The sequence below is a fragment of the Marinomonas algarum genome (assembly GCF_020532605.1).
Taxonomy (GTDB): Bacteria; Pseudomonadota; Gammaproteobacteria; order Pseudomonadales; family Marinomonadaceae; genus Marinomonas; species Marinomonas algarum.
In genome coordinates this window covers 49103-72404 of sequence record NZ_JAJATW010000008.1, presented here as the reverse complement: position 1 = coordinate 72404, position 23302 = coordinate 49103, and the positions used below count along the sequence as shown (strand labels likewise).

23 protein-coding genes are annotated in these 23302 nt (G+C 45.5%); 10 read left to right on the top strand and 13 right to left on the bottom strand.

Annotated elements, in window-relative coordinates; all coding sequences use genetic code 11:
• Positions 1-41 precede the first annotated feature (41 nt).
• Positions 42-788 carry a 30S ribosomal protein S2 gene (rpsB, locus tag LG368_RS06990; protein ID WP_226754019.1) on the bottom strand — a complete coding sequence of 249 codons (747 nt, stop codon included), beginning with the start codon at positions 786-788 and terminating at the stop codon, positions 42-44.
• 341 nt (positions 789-1129) lie between these two features.
• Here rpsB and map point away from each other — a divergent pair, with 341 nt between their 5' ends.
• From map to LG368_RS06965, 5 genes are all read left to right on the top strand, one after another.
• Positions 1130-1987: a type I methionyl aminopeptidase gene (map, locus tag LG368_RS06985; RefSeq protein WP_226754018.1), complete on the top strand. Its 858-nt coding sequence runs from the start codon at positions 1130-1132 to the stop codon at positions 1985-1987.
• Between the two features lie 121 nt (positions 1988-2108).
• Positions 2109-4802 carry a [protein-PII] uridylyltransferase gene (gene glnD / locus LG368_RS06980; RefSeq protein ID WP_226754017.1) on the top strand — a complete coding sequence of 898 codons (2694 nt, stop codon included), beginning with the start codon at positions 2109-2111 and terminating at the stop codon, positions 4800-4802.
• 5 nt (positions 4803-4807) lie between these two features.
• Complete coding sequence (dapC, locus tag LG368_RS06975; RefSeq protein WP_226754016.1) at positions 4808-5995, top strand: succinyldiaminopimelate transaminase; 1188 nt, start codon at positions 4808-4810, stop codon at positions 5993-5995.
• Positions 5996-6063: 68 nt separating this feature from the next.
• Positions 6064-7101: a 2,3,4,5-tetrahydropyridine-2,6-dicarboxylate N-succinyltransferase gene (gene dapD, locus LG368_RS06970; protein WP_226754015.1), complete on the top strand. Its 1038-nt coding sequence runs from the start codon at positions 6064-6066 to the stop codon at positions 7099-7101.
• Positions 7102-7165: 64 nt separating this feature from the next.
• Complete coding sequence (locus tag LG368_RS06965; protein WP_226754014.1) at positions 7166-7510, top strand: ArsC family reductase; 345 nt, start codon at positions 7166-7168, stop codon at positions 7508-7510.
• Here LG368_RS06965 and LG368_RS06960 read toward each other — a convergent pair.
• Entirely contained in the window at positions 7507-7710 is a 204-nt protein-coding gene (locus LG368_RS06960) for a hypothetical protein (protein WP_226754013.1), read from the bottom strand. The two genes, LG368_RS06965 and LG368_RS06960, sit on opposite strands and share 4 nt — an antisense overlap.
• An 80-nt stretch (positions 7711-7790) precedes the next feature.
• Here LG368_RS06960 and dapE point away from each other — a divergent pair, with 80 nt between their 5' ends.
• From dapE to panD, 4 genes are all read left to right on the top strand, one after another.
• Positions 7791-8945 (top strand): succinyl-diaminopimelate desuccinylase, encoded by a 1155-nt coding sequence (dapE, locus tag LG368_RS06955; RefSeq protein ID WP_226754012.1) that lies wholly within the window; start codon positions 7791-7793, stop codon positions 8943-8945.
• A gap of 9 nt (positions 8946-8954) precedes the next feature.
• Positions 8955-9221 (top strand): hypothetical protein, encoded by a 267-nt coding sequence (locus LG368_RS06950; RefSeq protein WP_226754011.1) that lies wholly within the window; start codon positions 8955-8957, stop codon positions 9219-9221.
• A gap of 4 nt (positions 9222-9225) precedes the next feature.
• Entirely contained in the window at positions 9226-9609 is a 384-nt protein-coding gene (locus LG368_RS06945) for a hypothetical protein (protein ID WP_226754010.1), read from the top strand.
• Positions 9610-9708: 99 nt separating this feature from the next.
• Positions 9709-10089 (top strand): aspartate 1-decarboxylase, encoded by a 381-nt coding sequence (gene panD / locus LG368_RS06940; protein WP_226754009.1) that lies wholly within the window; start codon positions 9709-9711, stop codon positions 10087-10089.
• A gap of 130 nt (positions 10090-10219) precedes the next feature.
• Here the strand turns inward: panD and tpx are convergent, their stop codons facing one another.
• Positions 10220-10717, bottom strand: a complete 498-nt coding sequence (gene tpx / locus LG368_RS06935; RefSeq protein ID WP_226754008.1) for a thiol peroxidase — start codon at positions 10715-10717, stop codon at positions 10220-10222.
• Between the two features lie 21 nt (positions 10718-10738).
• Positions 10739-11251: a cold-shock protein gene (locus LG368_RS15540; protein WP_276572995.1), complete on the bottom strand. Its 513-nt coding sequence runs from the start codon at positions 11249-11251 to the stop codon at positions 10739-10741.
• A 286-nt stretch (positions 11252-11537) separates the two neighbouring features.
• Here LG368_RS15540 and LG368_RS06925 point away from each other — a divergent pair, with 286 nt between their 5' ends.
• Positions 11538-11750 (top strand): SlyX family protein, encoded by a 213-nt coding sequence (locus LG368_RS06925; RefSeq protein ID WP_226754007.1) that lies wholly within the window; start codon positions 11538-11540, stop codon positions 11748-11750.
• Between the two features lie 48 nt (positions 11751-11798).
• On the opposite strand, the gene LG368_RS06920 is transcribed toward LG368_RS06925, so the two are convergent.
• The 9 genes from LG368_RS06920 to cysM form a co-directional block, all read right to left on the bottom strand.
• Positions 11799-12587, bottom strand: coding sequence for a class I SAM-dependent methyltransferase (locus tag LG368_RS06920; protein WP_226754006.1), 789 nt, complete (start codon positions 12585-12587; stop codon positions 11799-11801).
• 187 nt (positions 12588-12774) lie between these two features.
• Positions 12775-13575, bottom strand: a complete 801-nt coding sequence (locus tag LG368_RS06915; RefSeq protein WP_226754005.1) for an undecaprenyl-diphosphate phosphatase — start codon at positions 13573-13575, stop codon at positions 12775-12777.
• Positions 13576-13579: 4 nt separating this feature from the next.
• Complete coding sequence (gene tsaB / locus LG368_RS06910; protein ID WP_226754003.1) at positions 13580-14287, bottom strand: tRNA (adenosine(37)-N6)-threonylcarbamoyltransferase complex dimerization subunit type 1 TsaB; 708 nt, start codon at positions 14285-14287, stop codon at positions 13580-13582.
• A gap of 7 nt (positions 14288-14294) precedes the next feature.
• A complete protein-coding gene (gene adk / locus LG368_RS06905; RefSeq protein WP_226754002.1) occupies positions 14295-14951 on the bottom strand; it encodes an adenylate kinase in 657 nt (218 codons plus the stop codon).
• Between the two features lie 226 nt (positions 14952-15177).
• Entirely contained in the window at positions 15178-17808 is a 2631-nt protein-coding gene (ppc, locus tag LG368_RS06900) for a phosphoenolpyruvate carboxylase (protein WP_226754001.1), read from the bottom strand.
• 64 nt (positions 17809-17872) lie between these two features.
• Positions 17873-18685 (bottom strand): nucleoside triphosphate pyrophosphohydrolase, encoded by an 813-nt coding sequence (gene mazG / locus LG368_RS06895; protein ID WP_226754000.1) that lies wholly within the window; start codon positions 18683-18685, stop codon positions 17873-17875.
• Entirely contained in the window at positions 18682-20931 is a 2250-nt protein-coding gene (gene relA, locus LG368_RS06890; protein ID WP_226753999.1) for a GTP diphosphokinase, read from the bottom strand. Before relA ends, mazG begins: the two co-directional genes overlap by 4 nt.
• A gap of 16 nt (positions 20932-20947) precedes the next feature.
• Positions 20948-22279, bottom strand: coding sequence for a 23S rRNA (uracil(1939)-C(5))-methyltransferase RlmD (gene rlmD, locus LG368_RS06885; protein ID WP_226753998.1), 1332 nt, complete (start codon positions 22277-22279; stop codon positions 20948-20950).
• Between the two features lie 103 nt (positions 22280-22382).
• Positions 22383-23276, bottom strand: a complete 894-nt coding sequence (gene cysM, locus LG368_RS06880; RefSeq protein WP_226753997.1) for a cysteine synthase CysM — start codon at positions 23274-23276, stop codon at positions 22383-22385.
• Between the last annotated feature and the right edge of the window lie 26 nt (positions 23277-23302).

Sequence of the window (23302 nt, the reverse complement as noted above, 5' to 3'; positions counted from 1 at the left end):
TAGGCCTCCCTTTAGAAACCACAACAAACTCAAAGGTTTGATTATGCTTCGGTTGTGTCAGCAGCCGCTTCGCTTACTTCAACGAATTCTTCTGCTGAACCCGCTGTTGCATTACGACCTTCAAGGACGGCATCTGCGAAAGCACCAACATACAATTGAACAGCGCGAATAGCGTCGTCATTTGCAGGGATAACGTAATCAACGCCATCTGGGTTACTGTTTGTATCGACGATACCAATAACTGGGATACCTAGTTTGTTTGCTTCTTTAATAGCGATACGTTCATGATCAACATCAACAACAAACAACACATCAGGCAGGCCGCCCATGTCTTTAATACCACCCATAGAAAGCTCAAGTTTTTCAAGCTCACGAGTACGCATCAACGCTTCTTTCTTAGTCAATTTGTCAAACGTGCCATCGGCCATTTGACCTTCAAGTTCACGTAGACGTTTGATAGAAGTACGGATGGTTTTGTAGTTTGTCAACATACCACCTAACCAACGGTGGTTAACGTATGGCATACCAGAGCGAGCAGCTTGCTCTTTAATCGTTTTAGATGCAGCACGCTTAGTACCAACAAACAAAACCTTGTTTTTGCTTTCAGCCATTTTTTTAACAAGCTCTAGGGCATTGTTAAGTGCTGGAACAGTGTGCTCAAGGTTAATGATGTGGATCTTGTTACGAGCACCGAAAATGAATGGCTTCATTTTTGGGTTCCAGTAACGAGTTTGATGACCGAAGTGTGAACCAACCAATAATAGGTCGCGCATAGAAACTGTAGGCATTTTACTATCCTTTATTTGGGTTATTTAAGCTTACCAGCTAAAAGCATCAGTCGAACAAGGTTTAAGGCAACCTAAGACACCCAAGATACTTTTATTCGTTGCGGCAAGATCGTTGATTTGAATAATTTAGCTTATAAGAGGCACAAGCCTTTTAAGCTGGCGTTTTATATCATATTCAAATAAAAACCAAAAGGATTGAACGCTTTTTTTCACCATCATCAGGCATACGTTTTTTTCGGTGTGAGAGGCGATTATAGTCCTTAAGTCATGTAGAATAATGCGCAACTTCACTCTATGTGAAAAAATTACATGGAAATAAACTTCTTAAAGACAGTGACATTATGAGTAACGAGACCCTACAAAAAATTGCAGAACTGACCAAAGATGGACGTTTAGATGTGCCAAAATGGACACCACGCCCAGCGTCAACACGGTTTACAGACATCAGTGACATAGAAGGTATGCGCTTAGCTGGCAAACTGGCCGCTGACGTTTTGGTTATGCTTGAAGAATACGTTGTGCCCGGTGTGACCACTGAACAAATCGATATTATTGCCCATAACTACATTGTTGGTGTTCAAGGTGCTGTTCCTGCGCCATTGAACTACCACGGCTTTCCTAAATCATGCTGTACCTCTGTAAACGATGTTATTTGTCATGGTATTCCTAATGACAAAGCGCTGAAAAAAGGCGACACCGTTAATATTGATATCACTATTATCAAAGATGGCTACTATGGCGACACCAGCAGAATGTTTTTTGCGGGCCCTGCTTTACCGCACGCTGAACGCCTTGCCAAGGTGACGCAAGAGTCTCTTTATTTAGCCATCGACCTTGTCAAACCTGGCGTACGTTTAGGCGACATCGGGGCGGCAATCTCAGCCTACGCTCACAAACACCACTGCAGCGTAGTGGAAGAATATTGTGGCCACGGCGTAGGAACCACGTTTCATGGCGAGCCTCAAGTTGCGCATTACGGTAAAGCCGGTACAGGCTATATGTTAGAAGAAGGCATGACCCTAACAATAGAGCCTATGATTAACGCAGGTAAAAAACAGGTTAAACACACAGGCCCTGATAATTGGATTGCAAAAACCAAAGACGGTCGCTTGTCTGCGCAATATGAGCACACACTGCTCGTTACCGCGACTGGCGTTGAAGTATTAACCCGTCGACCTGAAGAAACGCGCTTCTCATAGAAGCGCCGTTTGAGTTATTGTTTTTGTTTATTCTTCATAATTTATGATCATTATTTGTGCCGATTTCGTATTTCTCTTCGTTAATAGATGATCAAATACCACAACGCTTAGAGGCTTTTGTATGGACTTCCCTGCTTTTCCAGACGCTCCGCCATTATTGACACAAGATGAAAAAAACGAACTGGCCCAAGCGGGCTGCTCCATCACTCGTTACAAAGCCATCATTGAAGAAAAAACGAATCTTTACAATGACTTATTTCATTCACTTTATCCAATAGAAAAGCTGGTTAAAGGGTTATCTGCCTTTTTTGACGAAATCATGCGAGCCGCATGGTCTGCCAAAGGGCTAGATGATGAAGAGCATGTTAGTTTAGTCGCTGTAGGTGGCTATGGTCGCGGCGAATTGCACCCTAAATCAGACATTGATCTCTTAATTCTGATTGAAAATGAAACTTCTGCACCCAAAGAAAAACTCGAAGCCTTTATTACTTTCTTATGGGACATCAACTTAGACGTTGGCCACAGTGTTCGGACCGTCAATGAATGTACGGATATGGCGGCTAAAGACATCACTGTCATCACCAATCTCATTGAATCTCGAACCTTAATCGGCTCACCCGATCTACTTGCGACACTTAAACTGCACGTTGATATTTCACAAATGTGGGATGGCCACTCCTTTTACCTTGCCAAAGTGGAAGAGCAAAAAAAGCGCCACGCTAAGTATCAAAACACAGCGTATAACTTAGAACCGAATTTAAAAGAATGCCCCGGTGGCCTTCGAGACATGCAAGTCATTGACTGGGTCGCCAAGCGCCACTTACACACAACTCGACTCAGCGCTCTGATCGAAAAAGAGTTTTTATCTGAAGACGAATACATCCAACTTAAAGGAGCGGTCAGTCACTTGTGGCGTGTGCGTTGGGCATTACACATGATCGCAGGACGCAAAGAAGACAGATTACTGTTTGATCACCAGCGCACCTTGACCAAACTTTTTGGTTTTGACGATGACGACCTAAAACGCAACGTTGAGCGCTTTATGCAGGGCTACTATCAAAGTGTGGCTGCCATACAACAACTCAATGATCTACTCTTACAGCACTTTGAAGAATCCTTTCTTGAAACAGACACCGTAGACGCCGTTGACGTTCTTAACGATCACTTCCAAGTGTCTAATGGGCAGATAGAAGCCCGCTCCGAAACTTTATTTCAAGATAACCCTTCTAGCATGATGGAAATTTATGTGTTGCTCGGTGCCAATGAACACATCAAAGGCATTCGCGCCAACACCATGCGACAACTTCGAGACAACCTTGATCTCATTGATGATGATTTTCGCAGCAATAAACGTAATACCGATTTATTTCTTGATATTATTGCCAGCCGTTATCGACTGACCAGTATCTTGCGTTCAATGAAACACCTTGGCCTACTCGGACGTTATCTGCCTGAGTTTGGTGCTATTATCGGTCAAATGCAGCACGACTTATTCCACATTTACACCGTCGATGCCCATACCCTTCAATTGGTCGAAAACTTACGTCGCCTTTGGTTACCCGAATTCAAGCAGAAATTCCCTATCTCAGGACAAGCCATCCGTCATGTTCCAAAAGTTGAATTACTCTATATTGCGGGTCTTTACCACGACATCGCCAAAGGACGAGGCGGTGATCACTCGGAGCTAGGTTGTGTCGACGCACAAGCATTTTGTGAACGCCATGGGCTTTCAAAACGTGATACTGCGTTGGTGGTATGGCTCGTAAGAAACCATTTGTTTATGTCCGTCACAGCGCAGCGTAAAGACATCTCTGACCCTGAAGTAATCTGGGAATTCGCCAGCTATGTTAAAGACCAAGAACACCTAGATTATCTGTTCATCTTAACGGTAGCAGACATCAATGCTACCAACCCGACAATGTGGAACAGCTGGCGCGCCTCTTTAATGCGTCAGCTGTACCTTGAAACAAAACGCGCTTTGCGTCGTGGCTTAGATTCCCCTATTGATGCCGATATGATCAGTGATGAACACAAGCAACGAGCATTGGAAATCATGATAGAACGCAATGTCGATATCACAGAAGCGGAGACTATCTGGGACACCATTGAAGACGAATATTTTATTCGCTCCAATGGCGATGAAATTGCTTGGAACACCGAGGCCATTTTACGCCACCGCCCGAGCGACAAGCCACTGATTGCGATCACCCCACTTGGTGGCCGTAACTTTTCCGGTGCCAGTAAAATCTTTATCTACACACCAATCAGCAGACACTTATTTGCCGTCACCGCTGCTACCTTTGAACAACTTGGCTTAACAATTTTAGACGCGAAAATCAGTCACACCACAAATAATTACAGCTTAGACAGCTTTGTGGTGATGGACAGTAATGACAATGACACTATTTTGCACCTTGATAAAGAGCGCATCACTCTGATCCGCAAAGCATTGATGGAACAACTGCAAAACCCTTCTATGTACGCCAGTGTTGTGCAACGTCATACACCAAGAATACTGAAGATTTTCAATTCGCCCTCCACCGCGCACTTTGTTAGTCAACCAGAAGAAGTTTGGTCAGCACTCGAAGTCACCGCACCGGATCGATTAGGTCTACTTGCCCTGATCGGACAGTTTTTTATGAATCACAACATTATGCTGCACAAGGCCAAAATCGCCACACTCGGCGAACGAGTCGAAGATACCTTTTACATTACCGATGAAAACGGGGATCTGATTACTGACTCTGAACGCATGGACAGCATTTGCACCCTTTTAAAAGAGAAAATAGACCGTTTTTCTCAAGCAGTGGACTGATAACAATGAACCCTTTAATACATTCTTTGCACCCATACCCCTTCCAAAAGCTTGCAGAGCTTATTGAAGGCATCACACCTAATCCAGACAAAAAGCTGATCAAACTGACCATTGGCGAGCCCCAACACGAGGCACCCCAAGTCGTATTGGAGACACTTGCTAATAGTCTGGCAGGCGTCAGTAAATACCCCAGTACAAAAGGAGAGCTGCCTTTACGTAGCACCATCAGCGATTGGGCTAAAAAACGCTTTTCACTGGATACGCTCAACCCAGACACACAGATACTGCCGGTGTCAGGCACACGCGAAGCACTGTTTGCGATCACGCAAACCTTGGTAGGTGAAAAACAAAACGCTCTAGTGATTAGCCCAAATCCTTTTTATCAAATCTATGAAGGGGCCGGTATCTTAGCTGGGGCTGAGCTTCACTATTTGCCTTGCGGATCTGATACCCAATACAAGGTAGATTACTCGCGTGTTGACGATGCAACATGGGCCCGTTGTGAGGTGTTATTTGTTTGCTCACCCAACAACCCAAGCGGCACCGTCACAACGCTAGAAGAGTATGCTTACCTAATCGAAAAAGCACATACCTTTGATTTCACCATCGTCGCGGATGAGTGCTATTCAGAGATTTATTTTGGCGATCAGGCGCCGCTTGGCTTACTGGAAGCTTGCCAAAAACTGGGCAACACCGACTATAAAAACTGCCTAATTTTTCAGTCATTGTCGAAACGTTCAAACTTACCAGGACTTCGCTCTGGTTTTGTTGCGGGTGATGCCAATATATTGAAGCCTTTCTTGCTTTATCGAACCTATCAGGGTTGTGCTATGCCCATTCACCATCAAGATGCTTCAATTGCCGCATGGAATGATGAGAATCATGTGGTTAAGAATCGTGAAATCTACACACGCAAATTTGATTCGGTACTGGAGATTTTGTCTCCTGTAATGCCAATAAACAAACCTGAGGCGGGCTTTTACCTTTGGCCAGAGTTAAGCATGACAGACGAAGACTTCTGCACCTCGCTTTATAAAGAAGAAGCGGTACTGGTGCTGCCAGGCAGTTATTTAGGTCGTGAAGCCAATGGCAAAAACCCAGGCAGCCATCATGTTCGCATGGCCTTAGTCGCAGAAGAATCTGAGTGTGTTGAAGCAGCAGAACGTATCCGACACTTTATTCAGCGCCGATAGTTTTATTTTTTACTGTATTTCGTTAATTTCTATTTTTATAACAAGCTAACTCATTTTGGAGTACATACATGAGCAACCCCATTTTCGCATTCGGTCTTGGCATCGGCACACAAAACAAAGAAGGTAACTGGTTAGAAGTCTTCTATTCAGCGCCAAGCCTAGGGGCTGAAAAAAGCACTCAAGATGCCCTATTAGAAAGCACCAATTACGAAGGCGGCAACAGTACGTTGGTACTGGATGAGAGCGACTTAAACCGCTTACACATGAACCTATTAAAAGCAGGAAACATCGAACAAGCCGAGTTGGCTTCTCGACTCAAAGCCTCTCGTCAGCCGGTTATTTTATGTGTCCTAGCAAACGATGAAGCACCCAGCAATCCAGCAGAAGTCTACTTGAAGCTGCAATTGATCTCCCATCGTTTGATCACGCCTCATGCAACGGTTCTTGATGGCATGTTTGGTTTATTGATCAACACCGCTTGGACCAATGAAGGTCCAATTGATGTTCGTGAATTAGCGGATCGTCAACTGAGTGCACGTATGGAAGGCCGTACCATTGAAGTCTTCAGTGTGGATAAATTCCCTAAAATGCTTAACTTTGTTGTACCAGCAGGCATTCGCGTTGGCGATGCTGCACGTATTCGCTTGGGTGCCCACCTAGCCGAAGGCACAACGGTAATGCACGAAGGCTTTGTTAACTTTAATGCCGGCACACTGGGCAACAGCATGGTAGAAGGTCGTATTTCAGCAGGTGTTGTTGTTGGTAATGGCTCTGACCTAGGCGGTGGCTGTTCCACTATGGGGACGTTATCTGGCGGTGGCAACATCGTTATTGCCGTTGGCGAAAAATGCTTAATCGGTGCCAATGCCGGTATCGGTATTGGTTTAGGTGATCGCTGTATCGTGGAGTCGGGCTTGTACATTACTGCAGGTTCTAAAGTCGCTGTACTCGATGAAAACAACCAAGTTGTTTCGACCGTGAAAGCACGTGAATTGTCTGGTCAATCAGATCTATTATTCCGTCGTAACTCATCAACAGGCGCCATCGAATGCAAAACCAATAAAACCGCCATTGAGCTGAACGAAGCACTGCATTCACATAACTAATAAAACACCAGGATAAAACGCGCCACGTTTGCAATAGCATACGTAGCGCGCAATGGAGTCAATTATGATCGAAGTCTTTGGCATTAAAAACTGCGATACCATGAAAAAAGCGTTCCGCTGGCTAGAAGAAAATAAAGTGGAATATCGCTTTCATGATTATAAAAAAGAAGGCTTAGATGCTGAACTTGCCAGCAACTGGATAGCAACACTCGGCTGGGAAAACGTCATCAACAAGCGTGGCACAACGTGGCGTAAACTCGACGACGAAACAAAAAATACCATGAATGCAGAAAACGCCGTTCAACTAATGATAACGCAAACGTCTATCGTGAAGCGCCCTGTCATCGTTTCAGGGGAAACCAAGCTACTCGGCTTCAACCCTGATGACTATGCTAAACACTTACTTTAGTGCGGCAATGGCGTATAAATAGTGGGTCGATCCAGACGTCTTATTGTCGGCGCTACTGGTGTGACACTGGGTCTGTATCCTGACGTTGTGACATCCGATTGAATCACTGGTAAAAAATACGACTCTTGGATGACTGGCTCATAAAATAGGCTGCACCCAGTCAATAACAAGCCTAGAAAAATACTAACGCCTAATTTCATAACCCCACCTTTATTTGATTCTCCTGTTATAGTAACGGAGTTTTTTCATAAGGTAGCGAAAACTAACACAAAGGTAAAGAATGTCTGACTTATCTCCCACACTCGACCTCGCCATTGATTTAATGTCTCGCCCTTCGGTTACGCCCGAAGACGCTGGTTGCCAAGAAGTTATGATACAACGACTTAAAAACATGGGCTTTGAAATTGAGCTCATGCCTTTTGGTGAAGTAAAAAACTTTTACGCGAAACGCGGTCATACCGGTCCTAATCTTTGTTTTGCCGGTCACACTGACGTTGTGCCTACAGGGCCAGAAAGCGAATGGAAAGTACCGCCCTTCTCCCCAACCATCATTGATGGCATATTGTATGGTCGTGGTGCAGCTGACATGAAAGGCAGTCTTGCCGCCATGATAACCGCCGTTGAAGACTTTGTGAGTAAACACCCCGATCATGATGGACAGATTTCTTTTTTAATCACCAGCGATGAAGAAGGCCCTTTTGTTGACGGCACAACTCGAGTAGTTGATGCCTTGATGGCACGCAATGAAAAAGTGGACTGGTGCATTGTCGGTGAGCCTTCTAGCACCCATACGTTAGGAGACATTATAAAGAATGGTCGTCGCGGTTCTTTCAGTGGCAACCTTACTGTGTATGGCAAACAAGGTCATGTCGCTTACCCACACCTGGCACAGAACCCCATTCACCTTGCCGCACCTGCTCTCGCTGAAATGGCAGAGGCTCACTGGGACGACGGCAACGACTTCTTCCCACCGACCAGTTTTCAAGTGTCCAATATCCATGCTGGCACAGGGGCAACCAATGTGGTTCCTGGCACCCTTAACGCCCAGTTCAACTTTCGTTTCTCATCAGAATTGGATTTTGACGCATTAAAAGCACGCGTCATTGATATTCTAGACAAACACCAGCTACGCTATGACGTTGAATGGACTTACAACGGTCTACCCTTTTTGACACGCCCTGGCGAACTGGTCGACGCTATGATTGACGCGGTGGAAAGTACCGTCAATATTACACCGGAACTTTCTACCTCCGGTGGCACGTCAGATGGCCGCTTTATTGCGAAAATGGGCACACAAGTGGTTGAGCTTGGTCCGATCAACGCGACGATTCATCAAATCAACGAATGCGTCGATGCAGAAAGTCTAAACCAGCTTTCCAGTATTTACTCTCGCATTCTCAGCAATTTATTTGCTGGTAAAAGCACCAAAGAGTAACCTGAGCCAATGAGACACGCTATTCACAAATTCGCCATGAAGCAGGGAAATAACCCAAGAGCTGCGCTCGTCAAAATGATTCAAGGCGGTATTGTATTTGTGTTTGGCGTTCTCATTTTGATGGTGGCCGATCGTGTTGTTATCGCCTCCCTTGAGCAGGAGATCATGGCCTTATTCGGCATCATTCTCGCTGGAGCAGGCGTAATTTGGACCTTTGTTGGTTATTTCTCCATGAGCATTCTTCGTATTTACCACATGATTAATAAAAAGGATTAGCGCCATGACGCTACCGCAATCAGACATAGAAGTGTATGTGTTGTCTTGCCCAACTGAAAACATCATTGCTTGGCTTGAAAATACCTTTACAATCGTCGACCAGTCGCCTCTCTCATCGTTAAGCACAAAAGTGACGCTGTCTTTCAAAGAGAACCGCATTGATGTCACTATTTTAGAGCAAGCAGCAGGTAAACGTTTCACCTCAATCTGGTTCGATTCAGATCAGACTCCGTGGGAAAACGACATGGCTTGCGCAAAACAAGTGTTTGAATCCCTAAATTGTGAAGTGCGTTGTAACTTTCAAGGGTGGGAAGAAGAAGGTGACCAAGACCCTGATCAATGGTGGCGAATTAACAGCCACGGTGAAGGGCCTTTTATTTGGAATTAGCCACTAACGTGCTTTCTATTACTAATGGAAAAGCCTATTACTAATGGAAAAGCAAAAGTGGCATAACAAGCAATACTGAAAATTTAAGAGACTTTATATATGCAAATTACACTAATGAAAGGCAAGCTTCATATGGCCAGCGTAACACAAGCAGAGCTTTGGTACGACGGCTCCTGCGCCATTGATAAAGACCTTGTTGAACTTGCAGGATTTAGAGAGTTCGAAAAAATTGATATTTACAACGTCGATAACGGCGAACGTTTTCATACTTACGTTATCTTAGCAGAAGCAGGCTCGGGCACCATTTCTATGAATGGCGCGGCAGCAAGAAAAGTTCAAGTCGGCGACCGTGTTATCATCGCAACCTACGCCCAAATGGAAGAAGCCGAAGCGGATCAATTTGATCCCAAGCTAGTCTACTTGAACAAAGACAACAGCGTTGAGCGAACAACCAATACTATCCCAGTACAAAAAGACTAGTATTGTACTGGCTCTTACCGAGCGCCCATAAAAAAGCCTTTTTCCTATCAAAACATGAGAATAACTCATTATTTGGACAGTAAAAAAGGCTTTTTTTATTTCAATTTTTTCTTGGAAAACGGGTAAAGATTTATGCTAATGCCGCTAAGGCTGCATCGTAGTTTGGCTCATCGGCAGTCTCGGCGACTTGCTCAGTGTAAAGAACCTTCCCCGACTCATCAATAATCACAACAGAACGAGACAACAAGCCTTTTAAAGGCCCTGTTGTAAAGCTTAAGCCGTAATCTGCGCCAAACGTAGAACGAAACGTTGACCCCATATCGACGTTATCAATACCTTCTGCACCACAAAAACGCCCTGCGGCAAAAGGCAAATCCGCTGAAACGCACATAACGTTCACATCTTTTAATGCCGCAGCAGACTCATTGAATTTACGCACAGACGTCGCACAAGTCGGCGTATCCACGGATGGGAAAATATTTAATACCAGCTTTTGACCTTCGTAATCAGCCAAACTAGCAACGGACAAATCTGTTTTTACCAATTCAAATGCTGGCGCAGCAGACCCTACCGCGGGCAAACTGCCCACTGTTTCAAACGCATTGCCTTTTAATGTTACTGTTGTCATAAAAACCTCTAAAAAGTACGATTAACCGCGAATAATAGACACGTTTTCTGCTTGTTTGCCCTTCTCACCTTCAGTGACATAGAAGCGTACTAATTGACCTTCTACAAGGAAACGACGGCCACGACCACGGATAGCACGGTAATGAACAAACACATCATCACCATTTTCCATGGTTAAAAAACCAAACCCTTTTGAGGAGTTAAACCACTTAACCGTACCTTGCTCACGGTCGTCATTTTCGTCTTCTTCCTCATCGTCACTCTCTTCTTCAACGTGGCGTTTTGGTGATTCAACAACAGAAGATGGCGTCGCTGGTGCCGCTTGGCTTACCATGGCACCGATATAGACAGACACTAAAATAAAAGCAAAGTAGACAAGGTAATTGTGCCCTATTGATTCCCCTAAAACACTCGCTAAAAGAAGAGGGATAACCAAAGCAATAACAAGGCTAACAACAAAAGTGCGTAACGAAAACAAACCGGAACCAACAGAAGATCCATTATTACGCGAAGCATTATCCTGATGATCATTCATAACAGTATTTCTCTTATTAAATTAAATAATATTGTAAAGTAGAGCCAGCTCAAGTGAAGGTGGCTGCATGTAAGTACAAAAGTGAATAGATGAATATTTTGCTAAATTCTTTCTAAAATCAGCGTGTGAAGCAAAAGAAGATAGTAGTAAAATACCCGCTTCTTTATGAGAGCAAATTTCACGCCACTCTTATCTAATAAATACCCGCAAACTATGCGTTAACTCGTTTAGAATCGCTCATAAAATACAAACTTAGCAAAATAAGATTAACACACAGAAGGTAGCTATGAACACCTCGCAAATCAACCAACGTATTGACGAACTTGAGTTTAAATTACAGTTTCAAGAAGACACCATCGACACGTTAAATAAAGCCCTTGTCAGTCAGCAAAAGGACCTGTTATTAATGCAGGAAAAGCTGGTTTTACTTGGAAATCAACTTGAATCTTACCGCCAACAACAGCCTATTCATGACGGCGATCGACCTCCGCATTATTAATAAAAAAAAGCGATAAAAATACGTCTAACGGTTGGGGCATCGCTAATGTCACGAAGCCTCTAAAGACTTCGAAACATAAATATCAAAACGCCCTGACTTGCCTTCTAGCTGATAAGTCGGCTCTTGTTGATCTAAGAAAGGTGCACCTTTAGGGCGCTTTACGACGACGCGATACTCAGCAAGTGCCATCGCATGGGGCAATAAATGATCGGCATCCAAATCTTTTCCCACCAAATCACGAAAAAACGCCATTTCCTTTTTCGCTGCAGCGGAGCTTTTTTCAGTGTGTGGATACATAGGGTCTAAATACACAACGTCAAATTGATTCGACGTCGATAAACCGCGTATGTCGGTTGCCAACAACGACATACGATTCACAATATCCGCAACCTCATGGTGCAAGCTTCCGCGCTCTAAGCCATCCTTTAACAGGGCTCTGACAAAACCAACACGCTCACAAAGGGAAACAGTGCATCCCAAACAGGCCAACACAAAAGCATCACGGCCTAACCCCGCCGTTGCATCCAGCACAGAGAGATCAGCACGTTTGTTTAATCCTACTGCTTTGGCAATATCTTGCCCTCTGCCCCCCCCAAATCGTCGCCGATGATCAGCGGCGCCAGAGGTAAAGTCGACGAAAACAGGCTTAGGTGCTCCCTTACCTGTTTTGGCCACAGAGACACCATCTACTGTATTCAGCAACAAATAATCGTAGTTTGTCACAAACTTAAGCGGATCAAGCAGATACATATAATCCAGGCAAAGCGATTGCGCTAACGCCTGTGTTTCTTTTTCTAGATACCGTTCATTTGTTGCAACGGCCAGTCGATTAAGCAAAATACTTGCCCTCCGCAAATACTACGGCCCTCATCTCTTTATTAAGAATGACACTCAATACCCGTGTCTATTTTCAAATAAATAGGGCAAAATTTTTCTATCGAGTTACTTATGGCAGCGAAGGTAAAAAAAGAAAAGCCTCCGAGACAGGAAGCTTTTCTAAGTTGACCATTACCCTGTTTGCATTTTAAGTATAAGCAATAAATAAAAGGGCTGACCCTAAGAGAATTCTGTACACAAAGAAAGGGAAAAAACCAATCGTGTTAAGCCACTTTAAAAATAAATAAATACATAAATACGCGCTGATCGCAGACAAAATAACCCCTGCTAGGATACTCATCCAATCAACCGCAATATCGGATGACACAAGCTCCACTGACTTTAAACTGCCTGCCGCCAATATCAGCGGTATAGACAGTAAAAATGAAAACTTGGCGGCACTTTCACGATCAAAGCCTAAAAATCGTGCCGCTGTCATAGTAATACCAGAGCGAGATGTACCCGGAATTAAAGCAAGCGCCTGTGCAAAGCCAATACACAAAATACTTTTTAGCCCAAAGTCGGCTTCCGCTTTATGGGTCGAGCCAAAGCGGTCTGACAGCCACAATAACACGCCAAAACCGATGGTCGAATAAGCAATGACCTCCATGGAACGGAAGTGTTCACTGATAAAATCATTAAACAAGAAACCAGCCAATCCTGCAGGTAAAGTGGCAATCACAATCCACCACGCCAAACGACTGTCCGCTGTCGACTGGCGTACTTTTAACGAAATCAGCCAGGCCGACACAATCTGAAAAATGTCTTTTCTAAAGTAAGCAACGATCGCCATTAAGGTGCCCACATGAACCGCAACATCAAAGGCTAAGCCTTGATCAGGCCAATCAAACAGCTGTGCAGGAAGAATCAAATGAGCGGAACTGGAAATCGGCAGAAACTCGGTCAGCCCCTGGATGACCGACAAAAAGACAATGTGATACCACAACATGGTGTTAACGTTTTCCTATACGGGGGGCTTGTTTTTCCCAACTAATTTCATCTCTTAAATACGTGGGTATCGCGTCATAAGCTGAAATAAGCTGACCTTTTTCAAAGGCCAACTGCGCTAACTCAGCCACGCAAGAGGCACGTGGGGCTAAATCAACAAGAACATTCATAGGCAATTCAGGCAATAGAGCGCTTAGTGTTTCTTGGTAACACCAACCTGATCCAACGCCATCAAATGCCGTCGTAAAACCCTGTAACGCTTCAGGTTTCACCACACATTCTTCTATGACGGGCGTTACTTCATAGCAACCTTCCACTTTATTGACATGATAACCGCCCATATAAATCTCACCCATGCGGGCGTCTAATGCCGCTAACCAGTCATTTCGACCTGTTTTTTGAAATCCCTCTAGAGACAATGCAGCTAAAGTAGAAACAGGAATCACAGGCAGATCAGCGCCATAAGCAAGCCCTTGAACGATACCCGCACTGATGCGCAAGCCAGTAAAAGAGCCAGGGCCACGACCAAAAGCAATCGCATCAAGATCCGCTAAGCGCAGCTCTGCTTGCTGAAGAAGCTGATCGATCATGGGTAAAATTAAATCATTGTGAAGACGTGGCGCCATACGAAAATCTTCGAGCACCACTCCGTTTATGTTCAACGCCACAGAACACGCTGGCGTTGAAGTATCTAATGCTAAAATGACCGCCATGAACGGGTTAAGCCTTTAAAGATGCTAATAAACTTTGTTTAATGTCGTTTAGGTCACCGACACCGTTAACCGAAACAAATTGAGGAGCATTATCACTGTCGGCTTTTAACCAATCTTGATAATAACCGATCAGCGGCGCAGTTTGATCATGGTAAACCCCAAGGCGTAAACGAACCGTCTCTTCAGTATCGTCCGCGCGTTGAACTAGGTCTTCTCCGGTGACATCGTCTTTCCCTTCCATTTTTGGTGGATTGTAAACCGTATGGTAGGTTCGACCGGATGCTTCGTGAACACGGCGTCCACTCATGCGCTGTACAATTTCTTCGTCCGCGACGTTGATTTCGACAACGTAATCGATTTTCACGCCCGCATCTTTTAACGCATCGGCTTGCGGAATGGTACGCGGAAAGCCATCAAACAAGGCGCCTTTAACACAGTCTTCCTGTGTTAAACGCTCCTTCACCAAGCCTATAATAATCTCATCAGACACCAACTGACCCGCATCCATCACTTTTTTGGCTTTTAATCCCATTTCAGACCCAGCTTTTACCGCTGCACGCAGCATGTCGCCCGTTGAAATTTGTGGAATACCAAATTCTTCCATAATGAATTGAGCCTGGGTTCCTTTACCCGCACCAGGCGCACCTAATAAAATTACTCGCATAAAAAGTCTCCAAAAGACAGCGTAAAAATGAATGAGCAAGGTTAACTGACACAGTGAATCAGCAAGGTGCTAAGAGCACGATGACAGAATACACGAGTCGACCATTACATAGTAAAATTTGAATGGTCGACAAGCATACCCAAGCCGTCATACTTTTTGCAAACTTACCTGCTCGTTTTTATTATTTTCCTGTTATTACTGAGCATTAATTGATCATATCACTACATTAACCGGTATTTTGCATGCCACTTGAGATCCCCGCCATGGTAATCATCAAGGCTTTATTGACCTCTGGATTGTTTGCGTCTTTACGACTACGGTACAGAAGCTCTGCCTGCAGGTAATGCAAGGGGTCAATATATGGATTACGAACATCGATGGATTGGCGAATGGTTTTGTTGTCTTCAATCAACCGATCTTGCTGCTTTAACAGCTTCACAAGCTCACAAACCTGTCTCAACTTGCTACGTAGTAAACGCCCTAACCCTTGCAAATCGTCGCTTACCAAGCGTTTTTCATAGTACTCGGCTATTTCGGGTTCTGCTTTCGCTAATACCATGTCTAACATATCAACATAAGCACTAAAAAACGGCCAATCTCGGTACATTTCACGGATTTGCTCTAAATTGCCAGACTCCACCCCCTGTTCAAAGGCACTTTCTGCCCCTAACCAAGCAGGCAGCATTAGGCGTATTTGCATCCAAGCAAAAATCCACGGAATGGCACGCAAGCTTTCCACACCACCGTCTGATCGACGACGAGCAGGACGTGACCCAAGAGGCAACTTCGCCAATTCTTGCTCGGGGGTTGTCGCCCTAAAATACGCCACAAAATCTTCATGACCACGGACGATTGAACGGTATTGATTCATCGCGGTTTCAGCCATTTCATCCATAATGGCTCGCCATTCTTCTTTTGGCGACTCATCTGGTATCAAGGTGGCTTCCATCACCGCAGAGCAATAAAGTTCTAATGAACGTACTGCAATATCAGGAATCCCGAACTTAAAGCGGATCATTTCACCCTGCTCTGTCACACGAATAGAACCATTCACGGAACCAGGAGGCTGGGATAAAATCGCCACATGGGCAGGGCCACCACCACGTCCGACGGTGCCACCGCGACCGTGGAACAAGGTCAAGTGTATACCGTGTTTTTTACACAAACGTGTCAGTGCTTCTTGCGCACGATATTGTCCCCAAGTTGCAGCAATTTGCCCCGCATCTTTAGCCGAATCAGAATAGCCGATCATGACCTCTTGGCGACCATTTATATAAGACTTATACCAAGGGATAGTAAACAATTGCTCAACAATCGGCTCCGCATTGTCTAAATCTGCCAGCGTTTCAAATAAAGGCACAATGCGCATAGGAAAATCGACACCAGATTCTTGCAGCATCAAGGCCACCGCCAACACATCGGAAGGCGCGCTGGCCATAGAAATAACATAGGAGCCAAAGGAGTTTTCATGACCCTGAGCAATCATGGCAAACGTCTCTAAAACCTCTTTCACTTCATCGGTCGGTGACCACTCTCTAGGCAACAGAGGACGTTTTGAATTCAGCTCAGTCAACAGAAACGCTTGTCGAGAAGCTTCATCCCATTCTGCGTAATCGCCAACACCATAAAAGCGCGTAATCGCTGACAAAGCATCAATATGACGCGAGGCATCTTGGCGAACATCCAAACGTACTAAGGTGGCGCCGAAGGTCACGGCACAGCGAATCAAATCCAATAAGGAGCCATTTGCAATCACCTTCATGCCGCAGTCTAACAACGACTGATAACACAGAGTGAGGTCGTCTTTAAGCTCTTCAACATCCAGAAAAATGGCCTCACTGGACGGCGTTCTTCCTGCCAAGCAGTCTTTTGCCCATTGTTTGGTCGCACGCATCTTGTGTTCTAAATAGCGCAATACTTCACGATAAGGCTGGGTGCTTGTACCTGCACGCTTTCGCAATGCGGGGTTACACTGCGTCATTGAGAATTCAGCGCGCAATGCACTCAAATCTTGAATATACATTTCTGCCGCAAACCAACGTGCCAATAAAGCCACCTCACGGGTCACCTTGTGTGTCACGTTCGGGTTTCCATCGCGATCCCCGCCCATCCAAGTCGCAAAATGAATGGGCGCTAAATCCAACGGCAAGCGTGCATCCTCGGTTAACTCACCAAACTGCTCATCTAGTTGGCGAAAGAAACGTGGTACCGCTTGCCAGAGTGATTGTTCAATAACAGCAAAGCCCCATTTCGCTTCGTCAACAGGGGTCGGGCGCTGATCACGAATTTCGTCGGTATGCCATGCTTGGGTAATGATTTCCTTTAGACGTCGAACGTGTTTTGTTTCTTCTAAAGGCAAGATATTGTCTTTGTCTAATGCTTCTAATTCGTTGGAAATATTGTCGTATTTACGAATCAAAGACCGACGGACAACTTCGGTAGGGTGTGCGGTTAAAACCAACTCTATTGATTGGGACTTTAACGAGTCTAGCATCTGCTCAGCCGTGAAGTTTTTCGACTTCAAACGAGTCAATAAATCCCCAATAGGGTTTTGGTAAACCCCTAGGCTTTCATTGGTTCGACGACGATGCACACGATGGTATTGCTCAGCAATGTTGGATAGGTTTAAAAACTGGTTAAACGCTCTGGCAACAGGAACGATTTCTTTGTCATCTAGGTCTTCTAATGCAGCAATTAAAGCAGCCGAATCACCCGATTGACGACCGTCTTTGGACAGCAAACGAATGTTCTCCACTTTATCGAGAAACGCTTCGCCTAAATGATTACTCATGCTTTCGCCTAAGCAATCCCCTAGTAACCTAACATTTTCACGTAATGACGCTTGTCGATCACTCACTTCACCCTCCTCATTGTACTCAGAACGCTTCTCAAACACGCCTTATCAGACGACGGTCAGTGGATCACAAGCCCTCTCGCTTAGCCTGATCCCAATAACGGTCTAATTCTTCTAAGGAGCACTCTGTCAGCTTTTTATTTTGTGCCAACACCAAGGTTTCGATTCGACCAAAACGGCGACGAAATTTAATGTTGGTTTTGTTCAAGGCCACATCGGGCGAAATACGTAAATGACGCGCTAAATTACTCATAGCAAACAAGACATCGCCCATTTCTTCTTCCGTATGATCTTTGTCCTGCTCGGCAATGGCGTCTTCTAGCTCGTCTAATTCTTCTCTTATCTTGTCAAACACAGGACCAATATCAGACCAATCAAATCCGACTTTGGCAACTTTTTTCTGTATTTTTACCGCTTGCATCATGGCCGGCATAGAAACCGGCACCTCATCCAACATACTGGACGCTTGTGTGCCTTTTTGTGCCTTTTCTTGCGCTTTGATCGTCTGCCATTGCTCAGCTATTTGTGCTTCGGTCAATGAGATTGGCTCACCAAAACGCGCCATATCCCCATCAGGAAAAACGTGAGGGTGACGGCGCAGCATTTTTTCTATAATGCCTTCCACAATATCGTCAAAGGTAAAGCGTTGCTCTTCCTCGGCCATCTGAGCATAAAAAATCACTTGAAAAAGCACGTCGCCAAGTTCTTCTTTTAAATGATCAAAATCTTCTCGCTCAATGGCGTCCAGCACCTCATACGTTTCTTCTAGAGTATAAGGCGCAATGGTCTTGTAGGTCTGCTGTTGATCCCAAGCACAACCGTATTGCTTATCTCGTAGGCACCCCATCAGGCGGCGTAAACGCTCGATCGTGTCACTCAAAAATCACGCTCCCTAAACACATTCAACACGTTGGGTAGCTGGTTAATACGATGCAACAACTTGCTCAAGGCGCTGAGCTCACTGACTTCAATGGTAAAGCGAATACAGGCGGTATGACTTTCCGTTGCCGATAAGGTGTTCATTGACAACAAGTTCACCTTCTCATTGGCCAGCAACCCCGTAATATCATTCAGCAAGCCAGTGCGATCATAGGCTTCTACTTGAATATTGACTGGATACTGATTCATCAGCTCTTCCCCCCAGTTCACATCGATAATGCGCTCTGGTTCGTCTAGACCGAGTTGGACAATATTAATACAGTCTTGACGATGCACTGAAACACCGCGTCCCTGGGTAATAAATCCGGCAATATCATCCCCGGGAATAGGGTTACAACATTTGGCCATTTGCGTCAGCAGTTTGCCAACGCCTAAGATGTGCACATCATTGTCTGAGGATTTATGACGACTTTTTCTCAAGCGAATAGGACGCGATGTCGCGGTTTCACCGTTGAGATTGTAAAAGTCATCAATCACACGCAACACGCGTGCTAACTGAATATCACCCGCCCCCAGCGCAACATACACCTCATCGGCATAGGAAAAGTTAAAACGCGATGAGATTGCTTGAAGATCAATGCGATTGTCATCAAACCCCAAGCGCTTTAGCTGCTTATCGAGTAGGTTTTTGCCCGCTTCTAGGTTCTTTTCTCGATCTTCTTTGCGAAACCAAGTTTGAATTTTGGCGCGCGCGCGATTGGTTTGCACATAACCCAGCGTCGGGTGTAGCCAATCTCGACTTGGCCCCCCTTCCTTTGTGGTTAGGATTTCTACCTTATCGCCGGTTTTAAGTTGAGTAACAAGGGAAATAATCTTGCCATTGACCTTAGCGCCACGACAACGGTGACCAATCTCTGTATGCACTCGGTAAGCAAAATCAACCGCGGTTGAATTGATCGGCAAGTCCACAACGTGGCCATCGGGTGTAAAGACATAAATGCGGTCTTGCTCTATGTCGCTACGCACTTGCTCAGACAAGGACTCCAAGTCCCCCTGAACTTCGTGAAAATCTAGGATGGTTCTTAGCCACTGTAATTTTTCTTCATAGCTCGAACTGTTAGAACTCAGGTCGGTTCCCTTGTACTTCCAATGGGCACATACCCCCAGTTCTGCATCTTCATGCATTTTATGGGTTCGAATTTGAATTTCCAGTGCACGCCCTTGTGGCCCAATGACCGCGGTGTGCAAAGATTGATAACCGTTCGATTTGGGGTTACTGATGTAATCATCAAATTCTTGAGGAATGGGTTTCCAAAGGTTATGCACCACCCCTAAAACGCCGTAACATTCCATGGGTTCATCAACCAAAATACGCACCGCGCGCACATCGTATACTTCATCAAACCCAATGTTTTTGCGCTTCATTTTGCGCCATATGCTGTAAATGTGCTTGGCGCGCCCCATCAGATCCGCATGGATATTAATGGCTTTGAGGCGCTCATCGAGCATATTAATCACATCGTCAATAAACTGCTGACGATCCAAGCGTTTTTCATCGAGCCAGGTGGCAATGCGTTTGTATTCTGAAGGGTAAAGGTAGCGAAAAGACAGATCTTCCAATTCCCACTTGATGTGACCAATTCCCAAACGATGGGCAAGCGGGGCATAAACACTTTGTACCTCTAGGGCGACCGACACACGTCGCTCTTCGTTCTGATATTTCGCTTCTTTGATCGCACAAGCGCGTTCAGCCAGCTTAATCAGAACAACACGGACATCATCAATAATGGACACCAGCATTTTACGCAAAGATTCCAGTTGATTGTCACTGCGTCCTAATACTTCCGCTCGAGTATCTGCGGTCAAGTTCTTAGAGACCTCTCCCATCCGCACAACGCCTTCAATTAAAGACGCGACTTTGCGACCAAACATCTCTGTTACACGGGAAATAGGTAATTGATCTTCTCGGACAGCACGATATAAAGCAGAAGCCACAAGAGAATCTTGGTCAGCACGAAAGCCAGAGAGAATTTCCACCATTTCCAGGCCCGCACGAAACGTACTGGCTTGTGGGCCCCAATAGGACGGTCGAGCACATTGTAATTCTGCTTGACGTGCTAGCTCGCAAGCCATTCGTAGGGGAACGCGCGCACTGTCGTCCATAAGGTGGGAAAACTGCCCCATCCATGCATCAATATCAACGGTGCCATCTTCTAATACAGGGTGATCTTTTCTTACCGTAACCATTTATCTGCCCTTCAATTCACTTCTTTTTTTGCAATAACATCATGGTTTCAACATGAGATGTTTGAGGAAACATATCCATCAACCCTGCCTTTACCACGCGATATCCTTTTGCAAGTAGGTATTCGGCATCTCTTGCTAACGTAGAAGCATTGCAAGAAACATACAATATTTGCGTTGGTGCCAGTTTTATTATGCTGTCTAAAAATTCCAACGCCCCCGCACGCGGGGGGTCTAATAGCACTTTGGTCACACCCGCCGTTAATAACCCCGAAGCGGTGTTTTGTAAGGTATCCGCCTGTGTTAAATCGGCCGCCACAAAGCGGACATTTTCCAACCCATTAATTTGTGCATTCGCTCGGGCGGCATTGACCATGCTGTCTTGCACTTCTACGCCTATCACTGAATGAGCGTGCTGAGCTAAAGGTAAAGAAAAATTCCCCACACCACAAAACAAATCTAATACCACATCCTGTTTATCCGGTGAAAGCCACGCCATGGCTTGCGCCACCATTTTGTCATTCATAGCGGCATTGACCTGAATAAAGTCCTGTGGATGGTACTGTAATCTCAGGCCCGCCACGTCATAGTAGCGCATTTCCTCTGGTGATACCTCGGCTTTGCTCGATTTTGGCGCTTGCCAATACAAAGCGAGCTGGTTGTCCTGCGCCCAGGTTTGCCAAGATTGCATCAAAGACGGTGGGACCATCGCGGTTAGCCGTATCACGACCGAGATCCCCTTGGTGTCTTCAAGCAACTCGATATGACCAATGTGTGTTGCCAAGGCATCTTCGGACAACGCATGTTGAAGCGTCGCCAGAACATCTTGCAAGGCGACCGTGAGTACCGCACAACGATCGATTGATACAATCTCGCTTGACGCTTTACCACGAAACCCCAGCACGATTTTGCCTTTCACCTTATTCACCGACAAACGGGCGCGACGACGATAACCGAATGCGGCATCGGTCAGGTTCTCTAAACGCTGCCTCATCGGGAGATTGCGTAGCTGGCCTTCTAACCAAGCATGCTTAGCTGTAACTTGCTGTTCATTGACAAGATGTTGGAAACTGCAACCACCACAGGCGGCAAAATGGGGACATGGCGGCTCAACACGATAAGGGCTGGCATCAATAAGTTGGGTCAGGATGGCTTCGTCAAAACGACGACCTGCCTTTGTTACCTGAGCGGCAACCGTCTCGCCCGGTAAGGCACCTTCAATGAAGGTCACCTTACCTTGCAAACGGGCGACCCCTTTTGCTTCGTGCGTTAAACCTTCCACTTGATAGGTCTGAATAGGGCCAATAGGTTGAGGCTTCGCGGTTCGACGCGGGTTGGTTCTTCTTCTCAAAGGAGGCTCTCTTTTGCCTGAGTATGGGATAAATAGATGGCTATTCTATCCCATCTGTTTGTGAAACTGCACGCACAGGCCAACTTAATGATGGATTAACCGGTTAGTGGTCAAACAAACCGGTCGACAGATAACGGTCACCGCGATCACAAATAATGGCCACAATGACCGCATTGTTGAGTTCTTCTGACAGCGCCAATGCCGTGCCCACAGAGCCACCGGAAGACACACCGCAGAAAATACCCTCTTCTCTCGCCAAACGGCGCATGGTGGTTTCAGCAACATCTTGCGACACATCCATGATGCGATCAACGCGGGTCTCTTCAAAAATAGACGGCAAATATTCTTTAGGCCAGCGACGAATACCTGGGATACTCGCACCATCCTGAGGCTGCAATCCCACGATCTGAATGTCGCTGTTTTGCTCTTTCAAATAATGGGAAACCCCCATTATTGTCCCTGTGGTGCCCATGGAACTGATAAAATGCGTGACCGTACCTTGTGTTTGCTGCCAGATTTCTGGCCCTGTTGAAACATAGTGGGCACTCGGGTTATCAGGGTTCGCAAATTGATTTAACACAATTCCCTTGCCTTGTTCTTGCATTTCTTGCGCAAGATCACGGGCTCTCTCCATCCCTTCTTCTTTGCTCACCAGGTGTAAGACCGCACCATAAGCAGACATCGCCGACTTACGTTCTTGGCTCATGTTGTCGGGCATAATCAAATGCATCTTATAGCCTTTGATCGCCGCCGCCATTGCCAGTGCAATGCCCGTATTGCCGCTGGTCGCTTCAATAAGGCTGTCACCAGGTTTGATGTCGCCGCGTAATTCCGCTTGAACAATCATATTCAAAGCGGGACGGTCTTTAACAGAACCGGCTGGGTTTTGTCCTTCTAATTTAAGTAAAATAGTATTACTTGGGTTAGGGTTAAGGCGCTGTAAGCGCACCAATGGGGTTTGACCAATTAAGGACTCAATACTCGGATATTCGATCATAAAAAACTTCGTTGACATTGATGACT